14 protein-coding genes are annotated in these 12,685 nt (G+C 64.6%); 10 read left to right on the forward strand and 4 right to left on the reverse strand.

The genetic code is table 11. The features are described from left to right. The 9 genes from apbC to WA950_RS03270 all read left to right on the forward strand — a co-directional run. Positions 1-930 (forward strand): iron-sulfur cluster carrier protein ApbC (gene apbC / locus WA950_RS03230; protein WP_424550242.1); only part of this gene is annotated, 930 nt, incomplete at its 5' end. Between the two features lie 155 nt (positions 931-1,085). Continuing rightward, positions 1,086-2,069, forward strand: a complete 984-nt coding sequence (locus WA950_RS03235; protein WP_424550243.1) for a magnesium transporter CorA family protein — start codon at positions 1,086-1,088, stop codon at positions 2,067-2,069. 14 nt (positions 2,070-2,083) lie between these two features. Beyond that, positions 2,084-3,985 carry a potassium transporter Kup gene (locus WA950_RS03240; protein ID WP_424550244.1) on the forward strand — a complete coding sequence of 634 codons (1,902 nt, stop codon included), beginning with the start codon at positions 2,084-2,086 and terminating at the stop codon, positions 3,983-3,985. A gap of 275 nt (positions 3,986-4,260) precedes the next feature. Then, a complete protein-coding gene (locus WA950_RS03245) occupies positions 4,261-5,436 on the forward strand; it encodes a cell wall hydrolase (RefSeq protein ID WP_424550530.1) in 1,176 nt (391 codons plus the stop codon). A 265-nt stretch (positions 5,437-5,701) separates the two neighbouring features. Then, a complete protein-coding gene (locus tag WA950_RS03250) occupies positions 5,702-6,097 on the forward strand; it encodes an AtpZ/AtpI family protein (protein ID WP_424550245.1) in 396 nt (131 codons plus the stop codon). Between the two features lie 62 nt (positions 6,098-6,159). After that, positions 6,160-6,912 carry a F0F1 ATP synthase subunit A gene (locus WA950_RS03255; RefSeq protein WP_424550246.1) on the forward strand — a complete coding sequence of 251 codons (753 nt, stop codon included), beginning with the start codon at positions 6,160-6,162 and terminating at the stop codon, positions 6,910-6,912. A gap of 66 nt (positions 6,913-6,978) precedes the next feature. Beyond that, the gene (locus WA950_RS03260) at positions 6,979-7,206 is read left to right on the forward strand and encodes a F0F1 ATP synthase subunit C (RefSeq protein WP_160861648.1); all 228 of its coding nucleotides are present in this window, start codon (positions 6,979-6,981) and stop codon (positions 7,204-7,206) included. 88 nt (positions 7,207-7,294) lie between these two features. Beyond that, positions 7,295-7,948 carry a F0F1 ATP synthase subunit B gene (locus WA950_RS03265; protein ID WP_424550247.1) on the forward strand — a complete coding sequence of 218 codons (654 nt, stop codon included), beginning with the start codon at positions 7,295-7,297 and terminating at the stop codon, positions 7,946-7,948. Positions 7,949-7,957: 9 nt separating this feature from the next. Continuing rightward, complete coding sequence (locus tag WA950_RS03270; RefSeq protein WP_424550248.1) at positions 7,958-8,443, forward strand: F0F1 ATP synthase subunit B; 486 nt, start codon at positions 7,958-7,960, stop codon at positions 8,441-8,443. A gap of 131 nt (positions 8,444-8,574) precedes the next feature. Here WA950_RS03270 and WA950_RS03275 read toward each other — a convergent pair whose 3' ends face one another. Both WA950_RS03275 and WA950_RS03280 read right to left on the reverse strand, forming a co-directional pair. Then, positions 8,575-9,243: a ribonuclease HII gene (locus WA950_RS03275; protein ID WP_424550249.1), complete on the reverse strand. Its 669-nt coding sequence runs from the start codon at positions 9,241-9,243 to the stop codon at positions 8,575-8,577. Between the two features lie 162 nt (positions 9,244-9,405). Beyond that, positions 9,406-10,563 carry a PA0069 family radical SAM protein gene (locus WA950_RS03280; RefSeq protein ID WP_424550250.1) on the reverse strand — a complete coding sequence of 386 codons (1,158 nt, stop codon included), beginning with the start codon at positions 10,561-10,563 and terminating at the stop codon, positions 9,406-9,408. Positions 10,564-10,716: 153 nt separating this feature from the next. Between WA950_RS03280 and WA950_RS03285 the strand changes: the two genes are divergently transcribed. Further along, the gene (locus tag WA950_RS03285) at positions 10,717-11,250 is read left to right on the forward strand and encodes a glycosyl transferase (RefSeq protein WP_424550251.1); all 534 of its coding nucleotides are present in this window, start codon (positions 10,717-10,719) and stop codon (positions 11,248-11,250) included. Here the strand turns inward: WA950_RS03285 and moaB are convergent. Together moaB and WA950_RS03295 are read right to left on the reverse strand one after the other, a co-directional pair. Further along, a complete protein-coding gene (moaB, locus tag WA950_RS03290) occupies positions 11,247-11,795 on the reverse strand; it encodes a molybdenum cofactor biosynthesis protein B (RefSeq protein WP_424550252.1) in 549 nt (182 codons plus the stop codon). The two genes, WA950_RS03285 and moaB, sit on opposite strands and share 4 nt — an antisense overlap. Further along, positions 11,782-12,681, reverse strand: a complete 900-nt coding sequence (locus WA950_RS03295) for a 4-(cytidine 5'-diphospho)-2-C-methyl-D-erythritol kinase (protein WP_424550253.1) — start codon at positions 12,679-12,681, stop codon at positions 11,782-11,784. The genes moaB and WA950_RS03295 overlap by 14 nt, the downstream gene beginning before the upstream one ends. Positions 12,682-12,685 lie beyond the last annotated feature (4 nt).

Consider the following 12,685-nt stretch of genomic DNA (forward strand, 5'->3'; position numbering starts at 1 on the left):
GCCGCATCCCGCGCGCCCACCGCGCCGCCGCCCGGCCGCGCCGCGCCGGTTCACAATCATCCTGGCAGCCATGCCGGCCATGCCCATGCCGCACCCGGTCAGCCGCCGCAGCGCGCGAAAGCCGGCATTCCCGGTGTCGGTGCCATCATCGCGGTCGCTTCCGGCAAGGGCGGGGTCGGCAAGTCGACCACCTCGGTCAACCTGGCGCTGGCGCTGAAGGCCAACGGGCTGCGCGTCGGTATCCTGGATGCCGATATCTATGGCCCGTCCATGCCGCGCCTCCTCAAGATCACCGGCCGTCCGCAGCAGCTTGATGGCCGCATCATCAAGCCGATGGAGAACTACGGCATCAAGGTCATGTCCATGGGCTTCCTCGTCGACGAGGAAGTGGCGATGATCTGGCGCGGCCCGATGATCCAGTCGGCGTTGATGCAGATGCTGCGCGAGGTCGCCTGGGGCGAGCTCGACGTGCTCGTCGTCGACATGCCGCCGGGCACCGGCGACGCCCAGCTCACCATGGCCCAGCAGGTGCCGCTTGCCGGCGCCGTCATCGTCTCGACCCCGCAGGATCTTGCGCTCATCGACGCGCGCAAGGGGCTCAACATGTTCAGCAAGGTCGAGGTTCCGGTGCTCGGAATCGTCGAGAACATGAGCTATTTCATCGCGCCGGACACCGGCAATCGCTATGACATTTTCGGTCATGGCGGCGCGCGCAAGGAGGCCGAGCGCATCGGCGTGCCCTTCCTCGGCGAGGTGCCGCTGACGATGGACATCCGCGAGACCTCCGATGCCGGCACGCCGGTCGTCGTCTCCAATCCCGAAGGCGCTGCCGCCAAGACCTATCGCGCGATCGCGACGCGTGTCTGGCAGGAACTGGAAGCGGTGCAGGCCAAGGGCGCCCGCGGCGCGCCGGCCATCGTTTTCGAGTAGGCGAACCTCCAGCTTCCGCGGTGTTCACCGCCGCGGCCTTGATTTTTGTGTTGCGCCGCGCAATATGCGCGGCCGACAGCTAACGGGCGGCGTTCAATCACGCGCGGAAAAGCGCGAGGGAGTGTGAGCATGGTCCGTTCCGGAGCCACTCGCCGGTGATCACGGTTTTCCGTTCCAATGGCGAGGCACGCGCCCTGCCGACAGAGACCGATCTTGCCGCGACGGACGCACTTGCCGGTGCCGTGTGGGTCGATCTTGTCGAACCCAGCCATGACGAGGAAGCGCTGATAGAGCGCGTTCTCGGCATCGAGATTCCCACCCGCGACGAACTCAAGGACATCGAGCCGTCGAGCCGCCTCTATACCGACGGCAATGCGGCCTACATGACCGCCTCGCTGATGGTGAAGGCGGAAAGCGACGTGCCGCACCTGACGGACGTCGCCTTCATCCTGACGGCCGGCAAGCTCCTGACCGTGCGCTATGCCGAGCCGCGCTCCTTCGCCCTCTTCAAGAGCGGGATGCACCGTATTGCGGGCGGATGCTCGTCGCCTACCGTCATGATCACGCGCCTGCTCGAGACCGTTGCCGACCGGACGGCGGAAATCCTCGAAATCGCCGTGGCGCGGATCGACAAGCTTTCCCTGGAAGTGTTCGGCGACAAGCGTCACCTCTCCCGCCGCCCGCCGCGCTATCTGGAAGATCGCGTCGTGCAGGTCTCCGCTCTGCACCGCCTTGTCGCCAAGACGCGCGACAGCCTCATGTCTCTTTCACGCGTGCTGACGTTCCTGCACGGGCTTCCTGCCCTGCAATCCGACCGCGAGAGCCTCGAACTTTGCCGCACCGTGACGCGGGACGTACAGTCGCTGTCCGAGCACGCCAATTTCGTCGCCGGCAACATCACCTTCCTGCTCGACGCTTCGCTCGGCCTCATCAGTCTTGAGCAGAACGCTATTATCAAGATTTTCTCGATCGCCTCCGTGGTGCTGCTTCCGCCGACGCTGATCGCGTCGACCTACGGCATGAACTTCGAATTCATGCCGGAGCTGCAGATCCCATACGCCTATCCACTGACGCTTGTGGCGATGCTGCTGTCGGCGATCCTTCCCTTCTTCTTCTTCCGCTGGAAAGGCTGGCTCTAGAGCCTGATCGCCCCATGCAGTCACATACCGGAAGCGCACCGCATTCCCACAGCCGCGGGCGCACGCTGTTTCTTCTTTCTCTCGGCTCGATCGGCGTCGTCTATGGCGATATCGGCACGAGCCCGCTCTATGCTTTCCGCGAGGCGCTGCGTCCGGTCGCCCATGACGGACTGGTGCGCGAGGAGGTGGTGGGCCTTATCTCGCTGATGATCTGGACGCTGACGATCATCGTCACGATCAAATACGTGCTCTTCCTGCTGCGCGCCGACAACCATGGCGAGGGCGGCACGCTTTCCCTGCTCGCGCTTCTTTCCAAGACGGCGGGCAATCATGCCCCGGTTCTCTTCCTGATGGGGGCGATCGGTGCGGCGCTGTTCATCGGCGACGCCATGATCACGCCGGCGCTTTCGGTGCTTTCCGCCGTGGAGGGCCTGAAGCTGGTGACGCCGACGCTCGGCGACTATGTCGTGCCCATCTCGGTCGTCATCCTCGTCATGCTGTTTGCCGTGCAGTCGCTCGGAACGGCAGCCGTGTCGAAGTTCTTCGGGCCGATCACCGCCGTCTGGTTCATCGTCATGGGCCTCGGGGGCCTCAACCATATCAGCGACGATCTCGGTATCCTCGCGGCCTTCAATCCCTATTATGCCGTGCTCTTCATGGTGACCGAGGGCTATATCGGCCTCATCGTTCTCGGCGCGGTGTTCCTTACGGTCACCGGCGCCGAAGCGCTCTATGCGGACCTTGGCCATTTCGGCCGCCGGCCGATCCAGTGGGCCTGGTTCTGCCTCGTGTTTCCGGCGCTGACGCTCAACTATCTCGGCCAGGGCGCGCTGGTGCTCGCCCATCCCGAAACGATCGCAAATCCGTTCTTCCTGATGTTTCCGAAATGGGCGCTCCTGCCTGTCGTCATTCTCGCGACGGCGGCGACCATCATCGCCAGCCAGGCGGTGATCACCGGCGCCTTCTCCCTGACGCGTCAGGCGATCCATCTGGGCTTCCTGCCGCGCATGGAAATCTTCCACACCTCGGAAACCCAGACCGGCCAGATCTATCTGCCGGGGGTCAACACCGTGCTGCTCTTCGGCGTGATGGCCCTTGTCTTCATCTTCGGCTCGTCCGAGGGGCTGGCGACGGCCTATGGTATTTCCGTCACCGGCGCGATGGTGGTGACGACCGTGCTTGCCTTCGAATTCCTGCGCGCGCGCTGGCGTTGGAAGCCGCTTGCCGCCGCCGTCGTGCTCCTGCCGCTCTTCCTCCTCGAACTCACCTTCCTCGGCGCCAACCTCCTCAAGGTGCATGACGGCGGTTACGTGCCCGTCACGATCGCCGCTGCCGTCGTCGTGGTGATGTGGACCTGGACGCGCGGCACCCGCATCCTGCGCGACAAGACGCGCCGTATCGAGGTGCCGCTGCCGGCCTTCGTCAAATCGGTGGAAAAGCACAGCGCTCATGCGCCCGTGCAGGTCACCGGCACGGCGATCTTCCTGACCAGCGATCCGGATTTCGCCCCTGCCGCGCTGCTGCACAACATCAAGCACAATCACGTGCTGCACGAGCGCAACTTCATCCTGACGGTCAAGACCGCCAACACGCCGCGCGTCATTCCGGCGGAACGGTTCACGGTGGAGCGGATTTCCGACCGATTCTCGCGCATCGAGATGCGCTTCGGCTTCATGGAGACGCAGAACGTCTCCCAGGGCCTCGGGCTGATGCGCAAGGCAGGCCACAAGTTCGACATCATGTCGACCTCGTTCTATCTCGGTCGGCGCAAGCTGGTGCCCGATGCGCAATCCGGCATGCCCATCTGGCAGGACCGGCTGTTCATCGCGCTCGCCAACGTAGCCACAGACCCGTCGGACTATTTCCGCCTGCCGACGAACCGCGTGGTGGAGCTCGGCTCGCACGTCGTCATCTGATGCGGCTTCCGCCACGGGCGCGGGGGTTTGGCCGCGGGTTCTGACGAAAACGTGATGAGGCGGCGGCGGTCTGCCTCGATCCGTTCATGAGCATTAACCAAGCATCAAGGTTAATGCTTCATTTTACCCTCAGAACGAGCCGCTTTGGGCCTGTGCTTCGGCGCAGCCGGCTCCCATACGAACATTATCCGGGCAGGAGAAGACGCCGGTCATTGGCTGGCGGCGGGGCCTGTGCGCGCATCAGGGTGCGGAGTAGTTAGTTGCGTAAGCGTAGCATTCGTCATGCAGGTGCCAGCCGCTTCCTCGTCTATCTGAAGCGGGAATGGAAAATCCCTCTCGCCCTTGGTCTCGGCCTTGCCGCGAGCCTTCCGACGCAATCGGCCCATACGGACCTTGCCACCTACCTTGCCGGCCTCAACCGCAAGGGCGGCAACCAGACCATGGTGCTGACCCGTTCGCCGGCCGGCTCCGTGCACGAGGTGGAGATCGAGTTCGCCGATGCGATGATCACCGGGGGCGTGGAAAGCGGGGCAGGGGTGGAGCTGGCGGGCGGCATCACCGCCGCGTTGCGCAGCGAAAACAAGGGCAAGGGCGAAATTCCCGACGAGGATCGCGTCAATCGCCGCGACAAGAAGGGCCGCATCGTCGCCGTGACGCCGGTTCTGCCGCCGAAGGGCTTTGCCGCCGGTTCGATTCTCGAACGCACCTCCTCGCTGTTTTCCCCGACCCTGGATACCGGCGAGCGGATGGCCTTCGCCAAGGCGAAGATCCAGGGCAAGGAAATCGAGATTGCGACGGCCTTCTACAAGAAGAAGCCGGTCTACAAGGACAGCGGCGTCTCGCCGATGATCGCGAGCCTCGTCACCAATGACAGGGCCGATGTACTGGCGACCGCCTATGCGCGCGTCGAGCCGGACTATGCAAGAGAATCGCCCTTCGATTCGATCCTGAAGCCGAAGAAGGAACTCGGCCGCTTCATCCCCGATATCTCACCGGAGGATCACGCCTGGGCCGCCACTGCGCTGCCGGCCGACGTGTTCACCGCCAAGGAGCAGAAGTGCCTTGCCGAAGGCATCTATTTCGAGGCGCGCGGCGAGGAAGTGAAGGGGCAGGCCGCCGTCGCGCAGGTCATTCTCAACCGCGTGCGCAACCCCGCCTATCCGCAGACCATTTGCGGCGTCGTCTACCAGAATGAAAACTGGCGCAACCGCTGCCAGTTCTCCTTTGCCTGCGACCGCATTCCCGACCTGATTCTCTCGCCCTGGCACTGGAAGACCGCCAAGGAGATCGCCATGGCGGTCACTGCCGGCAAGATCTGGTTCGACGATGTCGGTTCCTCGACGCACTATCACGCGACCTATGTGAACCCGCCCTGGGGCCGGACGATGAAGCGCGTGGCCAAGATCGGCAAGCACATCTTCTACCGCACCTATGGCGGCGGCTGGAGCTGACGGCTCCGCCGCGCAGGGTGAGTCCCTGCCGCAGCCCTTGCGATTCCCGGGACAGAGAGTCGCGCTCTGCGGGCAATTATTCTCAATCTATTGATTCTATTCGATATATTTGCTGTTGCGCAAAGGTCCGCCATGCCTTGACTATGCAGGCACCTAAAACTATGTTGCGCCCGACTTCGAGAGGGGTCGGATATGGCTTGAACCCTAGCCTTTAATATGTCCGCAATGGGGCGAAGGCTCCGGCGGAAACAACGAGGAGGGTGCCATGGCCGACGATCAAAAGGGAAGTCTGGAAGACCGGCTGAAGCGCCTGGACGCGGAACTCGCGGATCGGCGCAAGGACGACGGGGCGGAAGCAGCCGCCGAGGCAAGGGCATCCGAAAGCCGGAAGGGCTATGCGGTTGCCATGAAGCTCTCGAGCGAGTTCGTTGCTGCCGTCATTGTCGGAGCGCTTCTGGGCTATCTTTTGGACTATTTTGCGGGTACAGGGCCTTGGGGAATGATCATTTTCCTGCTTCTTGGCTTCGGTGCCGGCGTTCTCAACGTCATGCGCGCGGCTGGCATGGTGGCATCGCCCCATCCGGTCGACAGGCTGGCGGGCCGCGAGCCCGGTCCGGCCGGTAGCGGACGCAGAGAGACCGACACGAAGGACGATGCCTGACGGTATCGTTCCGATCAATGGATGACTTCCGCCGAAAGGCGGGCAAGCGAGAGAGATAGACGGTGGCAAACGATCCGACCCATCAGTTCCTGGTCAACAAGATTGTTCCGATCGAAATCGGCGGCATCGACTTCTCGTTCACCAATGCCTCGCTCTTCATGGTCGCGACCGTCGTGGCCGCCACGAGCTTCCTCTATCTGACGACCGGTCAGCGCGGCCTCGTTCCGAGCCGCATGCAGTCCGTCTCGGAAATGTCCTACGAGTTCATCTCCTCCATGCTGAGGGAAGGGGCGGGCAGCCAGGGAATGAAGTTCTTCCCGCTGGTCTTCTCGCTCTTCATGTTCGTGCTGACGGCCAACATGCTCGGCATGATCCCCTACTTCTTCACCATCACCAGCCAGATCATCGTAACCTTCGCGCTGGCCATGCTCGTCATCGGCACGGTCGTCGTCTACGGTTTCTACAAGCACGGCTTCGGCTTCCTGAAGCTCTTCGTGCCCTCCGGTGTTCCCGGCGCGCTGCTGCCGCTGGTCGTCACGATCGAGGTCATCTCGTTCCTCTCGCGTCCGATCAGCCTCTCAATCCGTCTTTTCGCCAACATGCTGGCGGGTCACATCACGCTGAAGGTCTTCGCCGGCTTCGTCACCTCGCTCGGCGCGCTCGGCGCCGTCGGTGTGGCCGGTGCGATCCTGCCCCTTTTCATGACGGTCGCCCTGACCGGTCTCGAATTCCTCGTGTCGTTCCTGCAGGCCTATGTCTTCGCAGTTCTGACATGCATGTACCTGAACGATGCCGTGCATCCGGGTGGTCACTAGGAAATAGTCGCCGGCGCCTTCCCGGCGTCGCTATAAGCCGCAACAACCCATTCAAGGAGTTTCACTATGGAAGCGGAAGCAGCAAAGTTCATCGGCGCAGGTCTTGCCACGTTCGGTCTCGCCGGCACGGCTCTCGGCCTCGGCAACATCTTCGGCAGCTACCTCTCCGGCGCGCTGCGCAATCCGTCTGCTGCAGACAGCCAGTTCGGCCGTCTCGTATTCGGCTTCGCCGTTACGGAAGCTCTGGGCATCTTCTCGCTGCTCATCGCTCTCCTTCTCCTCTTCGCCGTCTAAGATCGGCCGAGGACTGGACCATGGCCCCATGGGCCGTGGTCCATCGTACGCTTAGTACATTCTTTGTGAGTGCCCCCTGGAGGTGAGCATGCCCGTGACCTTGGCATCGGCCGAGTCCACCCCTTTCGAAATCGCCCAGGCGGAAACCCCTGCGACGACGCATGAGGTCCCCGCGGATGCGCATGCGGCCCAGCCTGCAGGCGAAGTGCACACCGAAACAGGTGTCGCGCATGGCGAAGAAGCAGGATCCGGCGTTTTCCCGCCGTTCGACCAGACCACGTTCGCATCGCAGCTCCTGTGGCTGGCGATCACGTTCGGTCTTTTCTACCTTCTCATGTCGAAGGTCGTCATTCCGCGCATCGGCGGTATCCTGGAGACGCGGCACGACCGCATCGCGCAGGACCTCGATGAAGCTTCGCGCCTGAAGGCCGAAGCCGACGCTGCGATTGCTTCCTACGAGCAGGACCTGGCCAGCGCCCGCGCTAAGGGCAACGCGATCGCCGCGACTGCCCGCGAAGAAGCCAAGGCCAAGGCCGACGCCGAACGCGCCAAGATCGAAGCCTCGCTGCAGGACAAGATCGCCGGTGCCGAAGCACGTATCGCCGAAATCAAGGCCAAGGCGCTTGCCGATGTCGGCTCGATTGCCGAGGAAACCACGGCAGCCGTGGTCGAACAGCTGATCGGCGCCAAGGCCACCAAGGCCGAAATCGCTTCGGCCGTCAAAACGTCCGCAGGCAAGTAGGAGCGAACCATGGCATTCGACGCAACATTCTATGCCTTTGTCGGCCTCCTGCTGTTCCTCGCCCTCATCGCCTACCTGAAGGTTCCGGGCATGATGGCAAAGGGTCTCGACGCTCGCGCCGAGAAGATCCAGAACGAGCTGGCGGAAGCCAAGCGTCTTCGCGAGGAAGCCCAGCACCTGCTCGCCGAATACCAGCGCAAGCGCAAGGATGCCGAGGCGGAAGCCGCCAGCATCGTTGCCGCCGCTGAACGCGAAGCAAGCGCGCTGACTGCAGACGCCAAGCAGAAGACCGAGGAATACGTGACCCGCCGCACGGCGCTCTCCGAGCAGAAGATCAAGCAGGCCGAGGCCGACGCGATCAACGCCGTTCGTGCCGCTGCCGTCGACCTAGCCGTCGCCGCCGCCGAAAAGGTCATCAGCGCCAAGTCTGACGCCGCCACCGGCAAGACGCTGTTCGACAACGCGATCAGCGAAGTGAAGACCCGCCTCAACTGAGGGTCATCCAACAGACAGATTTGAAAAAGGCCGGAGCAATCCGGCCTTTTTCGTTTTGGCTCTCATTTCACATGCGCGTGTCGCGATGGACTACGGACCCGGATTGGGATGGGGCGAGCGTGCGCCCGGGATCAATCCTGCCGCAGCGGCCGGAAGCTCATGCGGTGCAGGCGGCAGGGGCCGATGGTCTGGATGGCCTTGCGGTGGATCTCGGTGGCATAGCCTGCATGGATGGCGAAACCATAGCCGGGGAAGGTCGCTTCGGCGCGCGCCATCATGCGGTCGCGCATGACCTTGGCGACGATGGAGGCGGCGGCGATGGAGAGGGAGAGCGCATCGCCCTTGACGACGGCGCGGCCCTCGCAGGCAAGCCCGGGTGGCACGTCGCGCCCATCCGTGAGCACCAGCTTCGGCGCAATTTCGAGGCCCGCCACGGCCCGGCGCATGGCATCGAGGCTGGCCTTGCGGATGTCGATGACGTCGATACGCCGCGACGAACTGGAGGCGACCGAGACGAAGGCGCTCTGCATGATCAGCGTGAACAGGGCTTCGCGCTTGGCCGCGCTCAGCTGCTTGGAATCGTGCAGGCCCGGCGGAATATTGTCTGGATCGAGGATCACGGCGCTGGCCACCACGGGACCGGCGAGCGGACCACGGCCCGCCTCGTCGGTGCCGGCGACGGGCCAGAGGCCGCGCTTGCGGGCGGCCAGCTCCATCGAGAAGTCGGGCCCTTCGGGCAGATCGAAAAGAAGGCGGGAATCGGAGGATGCGGTACGGGACATGCGGCGAACCTCGCACATCCATCCGATTCCCTGCAAGCCCTCCGGCTGGAGGCGGATGCCGGAGGGGCGACCGGCGTGCCCGGGGACTGGCAGACCGGAAGACGGGCCGGGCGAGCACGCCCGGGAAAACGATTTAGTAGCGGCTACGCAACACCCCGGCGCGCCCTCGGGAGCGCAGGGTCACAGCAGCGAAAGCTGCACGCCGCTGCCCGACGGAGGCACGAACTGGTCGCTGGCAAGGCTGCGGCGGGTGCGGGTCAGCTCCAGCCGCTTGGATGCCATCTCGAAGCGCCGGGCGATCTGCCAGGCATAGGGGCCGGCGCCCTTCATGCGCTTGCCGAACTCCGCGTCGTAATCCTTGCCGTCGCGCATCGAACGCACCAGCGACATGACGTGGCGGTAGCGGTCCGGGTAGTTGCGCAGGAGCCAGTCGCGGAAGAGGGGGCTTACCTCCAGCGGCAGGCGCAGCAGGACATAGCTTGCCTCCAGCGCGCCGGCCGCCTTGCCCGAATCGAGCACCTTCTCGATTTCGTGGTCGTTGAGGCCGGGAATGATCGGCGCCATCATGATGGCGGTCGGGATGCCGGCCTCGGACAGCGCGCGGATCGTCTCCAGCCGGCGCGGCGGGGTCGCGGCGCGCGGCTCCATGGTGCGGGCGAGCTTGCGGTCGAGCGTGGTGACGGACATGCCGACCCAGGCCAGCCCGCGCGCCGCCATGCGCGAGAGAATGTCGATGTCACGCATGACCAGCGCCGACTTCGTGACGATCGAGACCGGATGGTTCGCCTTGTCCAGCACTTCGAGGATCTGGCGCATGATCCGCCATTCCTTCTCGATCGGCTGGTAGGGGTCGGTGTTGGTGCCGATGGCGATGGCGCGCGGCTTGTAGCCGGGTCTGGACAGCTCGCGCTCCAGCAGTTTCGGCGCGTCGGGCTTGGCGAAGAGCCTTGCCTCGAAGTCGATACCGGCGGAAAGGCCCATGAAGGCATGGGTCGGCCGGGCGAAGCAATAGATGCAGCCATGCTCGCAGCCGCGATAGGGGTTGATCGAGCGGTCGAAGGGAATATCGGGCGATTCGTTGCGGGTGATGATGGTGCGCGGCTTCTCGATCTGCACCTCGGTGCGGAAGGGCGGCAGTTCTTCCAGCGTCTGCCAGCCATCGTCGAAGCCTTCCCGCGTCACCGGCTCGAACCGGCCGGTGAAGTTGAGGCCCGCCCCGCGCCCGCGCCGGCGATCCCCGTCGATGCGCAGGCCCGTCTCGGCCAGCAGTGCATCGGCAACGTCTTTCGTATGACCGGGCGCGAGGGCGCCCTGCCTGAGGCTGGCAAGATCGTTCATGGTGGTCTCCGACGACGCTGCGTCGCTCCGGTTCAATGACTATATTCCTATTACCGGAATGAGAACAATGCAAGAACAAAATTATGCTCCGCTTCGCTGATCATGCGAATGCCGGGCGGTGGCAATCGATGTTGCAATGCGGTATTGGAGGGAATGCTGACGATCATCATGGAATGCCGGGACAATGAGGCCGAGCTGGCGCAGACGCTGTCGGTGCTCGTCGCGGGCGCCGTCGAGGGCGTGGTGCGCGATGTGATCGTGCTCGATCACGGTTCGCGCGACGGCTCGTCAAAGGTGGCGGATGCGGCTGGCTGCCGTTTCCTGGCCGAGTGGGACATCGAGGATGTCGTGCGCGCGGCGCGCGGCGACTGGTTGCTGCTGCTGGAGCCCGGCGCGCGCCCGCTGTCCGGCTGGGTCGATGCCATTGTCGATCATGTCGCGGTCAATCCCGGTCCGGCGCGCTTTGCCGGGGCGCACGGCTATCGCCGTCCGTTCCTGCAGCGGATCGGGCGCAAGTCGCCGCCGCTGGAGCAGGGCTATCTCGTCAACAAGCGGCAGGTTCTGGCGACGGTGCGCACGGGCATGGCGCTTGCCGATGTGGCAAGAGGCGCGAAGCTGCGCACGCTGGCCGCCGAGATGGTGCCGGCCTGGGCCGTGAAGGCGATGCGCGCCGAGGCGATGCGCTAACCGGCCGAGCGCTTCAGGTGCTCGTCAAGCCGCGGCATGATTTCCACGAAATTGCAGGGCATGTGGCGATAGTCGAGCTGCCCCTTCAGAATGCCGTCCCAGGCGTCCTTGCAGGCGCCCGGCGAGCCCGGCAGCACGAAGATGAAGGTGGCGTTGGTGACGCCGCCGGTGGCGCGCGACTGGATCGTCGACGTGCCGATCTTGTCGTAGGAGATGCGGTGGAACACTTCCGAAAACCCGTCCATGCGCTTTTCGAAGATCGGCTCCAGGGCCTCGGGCGTCACGTCGCGGCCGGTAAAACCCGTGCCGCCGGTGGTGATGACCACGTCGATGGCGTCATCGCGCGTCCAGGCCTCGACCTGCGCGCGAATTGCGGCGACGTCATCCTTCGCAATGGCGCGTGCGGCAAGACGATGGCCGGCCTCCTGGATGCGCGCGACGAGCGTGTCGCCGGACGTGTCGGTCTGCGGCGTGCGCGTGTCCGAGACGGTGAGCACGGCGATGCCGACCGGGATGAAGGGTCTCGTTTCGTCAAGGCGCGCCATCGGTCTCTCCCAGGGTAGAGGTGGCGGCGAGGAACCAGTTCGGATGCCGTTCTGAAAGCAGTGCCGCTGCCGTTCCTGCCGCCTCATGCGAAGGGTATAGCGCGAAGCAGGTCGCGCCGGAACCGGACATGCGCACGACGCGCGCTTCGGTCGCGGCAAGGCTCTGCGCGACCATGGATATTTCCGGACAGAGCTGGCGGGCAGGAGGCTCCAGGTCGTTGCGCAGGTCGCCGATCGCGTCGATCCAGTCGGCGGGTTTTGCGCAAAGGGCGAGCGGCGGATTGTGCTTGGAGGAAAGCGCCTTGAAGACGGCAGGCGTCGAGACCCCGACCAGCGGATTGGCGAGCACCATGGCGAGCGCCGGCATGGCGACCGGGGTGATGTCCTCTCCGACGCCGCGGGCGATCAGCGGCCGCCCCGCAAGGCACATGGGCACGTCCGCGCCGAGGCCGATCGCGATGGCGTCGCGTTCTTCCGTCGGCAGGCTCGCCTGCCACAGCAGCAGCAGTCCACGCAGCGTTGCCGCCGCATCGGCCGAGCCGCCGCCGATGCCCGACGCGATGGGCAGGTTCTTTTCCAGATGGATATGGACGGGCGGGGCGGCCTGCCCGGTGCGGGCAAGAGCGGCGCGCAACCGGTCGCGGGCTCGGGTGACGAGATTGTCGCCATCGGAGGACAGCGCCTCGGCAAAACGGCCGGAAAGCGTGAAACGATCCTCCGCCGCCGGCGTCAGGCCGATGCGGTCGCCGAAGGCGGTGAAGGTTACGAGACTGTCGAGGAGGTGGTAGCCATCCTCGCGCTGGCCGGTAACGGCGAGCGCGAGGTTGATCTTGGCGGGCGCCTGCTCGCTGACGGCGAAGCCCGGAAGGCTATCGGGAGCAGGCATGCGA

The sequence above is a fragment of the Shinella sp. genome (assembly GCF_049651085.1).
Classification (GTDB): domain Bacteria; phylum Pseudomonadota; class Alphaproteobacteria; order Rhizobiales; family Rhizobiaceae; genus Shinella.